Here is a 1,664-nt window from a genome sequence, read left to right as displayed (position 1 = left end):
TGTCAAAGCCAGATTCAAATGTCCGCTGTCCAGCCAAGTTCAGATGTCCGCTTTTGCGGGGTTAGAAATCTCTATCTCGGGGTTTCAACTCACGCAGTGTCGAAGGATGGCGCCTGAACGGGCAGGGCGCTTACGCCTGTTCCACTGTCGCTTGCGGACCGCCGGCCAGGTTTGCCGGGTGAGGGCTCAGCCTTTTTGTGTTGAGCCAGATCCACAATTGCACGCTCCATATCGGCCTGGGTGAACTCGCGCTGCTTCTTCTTGCCCGGCTCACGTACGTTCCGGTTGGTCCGGGTCGAGTCGCCCCGGTTCGTCCGGGACGGAGCTTTACCGATCCTGCTGTTGTCGCGTTGAGCCTGAATCGCCTGCGCGACCTGCAGCACGTGAGCCAGCCGCTTGTGCTCGACCACCGCGCCCTGATCGATTTCGGCCAGCCGGTCATATCGTCTGCAGGGCAATACACGTCCGTTTCCCCGCAATTCGATACGCCCATCCGGGTACTCCCACACCTCGATATACCGATCGATCAGCGCCCGGTTCTCCGGCGTATCGTCCAGCAGATACATGACCCGGTCGTACTGCGCCGTGAGCGACTTCGTGACTTTCCGCGGTTCACGCCACGTCAGCACCAGATCGAGATTCTCATCAACGCGCAAAGGGCGGTGCGCGTCGAAATCGCTCTTTGGGGGCTTCGCAAAGCGCGCGTTGTACGCCGCGATGAATGACGGTGCCCAGGCGTTGGCTTCAGCCACTGTGCTGATACCACGCAGCCTCAGCTCCTTGACCAGGCGATCCTGCAGCGTCAGGTGAGCACGCTCGACGCGCCCCTTGGCCGGGCTGCTGTTCGCACAGAACGCGTCAATGTTCAGCTCGTACATTGCCCGGCCAAAGTGCGTCACGCTGGTGCCAGTCTTGCTGGCGGTTGTACTGCGAAAGACGCTCGCCTTGTCGCTGTAGAAAGCGCCGGGCTTGCCATGGCGTTCGATGTACGCGCGCGTCGCTTCAAAATAACTGAAGGTCGATTCGGTGGCCGTGAAGTGCAGCGTCATCAGGCGGCTCGTAGCGTCATCCACGTACACCAGCAGCGTGCACGCCGGTGCGCGTTCCTCGAACCAGCGATGATCGCTGCCATCGATCTGCACCAGCTCGCCCAGGCACGCGCGCCGCGCTCGCGGCTGGTAGACCTTCGGCGGACGCTGGCGGCGCGGCACCCACAGGCCGGCGGCCGTCATGAGCCCACGCACCGTTTCCTTCGCCAGGCGAATGCCATGACATTCATACAGCTTCTCGCAGGCCAGCGTCGGCCCGAAATCCGCGTAGCACTCACGGATGATCGAGATTGCACGATCGGCCGTCACGGCATCCAGACGGTTGTTGCTGGGCTTTGATCGACGACCTGACACGAGACCCGGCGCACCCAGATCACGCAGTCTGCCGACCAGTCTGCGGATCTGCCGCGTCGTCAGCCCGAGCCGTTCCGCGGCACGCCACGGGTTGAGCGTGCCGTCCGCCACGTCCTGAATCACCTTGTACCTGTCCAGCTCGCGCATCGTCATGGTTATCCGTTCTGTCGCAGCCATCGAAGCTCCCGGTGCCGGTTAGCCGGCGGCCGGTCAGCTTACGATGGTCCGAAAAGCGGACATCTGAACTTGGCTAAAAGCGGA

The 1,664-nt window shown here is 62.2% G+C and carries 1 protein-coding gene; it reads right to left on the bottom strand.

Features of this window, described 5'->3' with window-relative positions; genetic code table 11:
- Window positions 1–89 precede the first annotated feature (89 nt).
- On the bottom strand, window positions 90–1,580 hold the full coding sequence (locus tag H3V53_RS42965) for an ISNCY family transposase (RefSeq protein ID WP_336603007.1): 1,491 nt from the start codon (window positions 1,578–1,580) through the stop codon (window positions 90–92).
- Window positions 1,581–1,664: the final 84 nt, after the last annotated feature.

This window comes from Paraburkholderia bengalensis (genome assembly GCF_037126505.1).
GTDB classification, from domain to species: domain Bacteria; phylum Pseudomonadota; class Gammaproteobacteria; order Burkholderiales; family Burkholderiaceae; genus Paraburkholderia; species Paraburkholderia bengalensis.
This window is presented reverse-complemented; position numbering and strand designations above follow the sequence as displayed.

What these genes read in the sequence shown, in the direction of transcription:
- H3V53_RS42965 (WP_336603007.1), bottom strand. Translation starts at nt 1,580, where the DNA reads ATGGCTGCGACAGAACGGATAACCATGACGATGCGCGAGCTGGACAGG.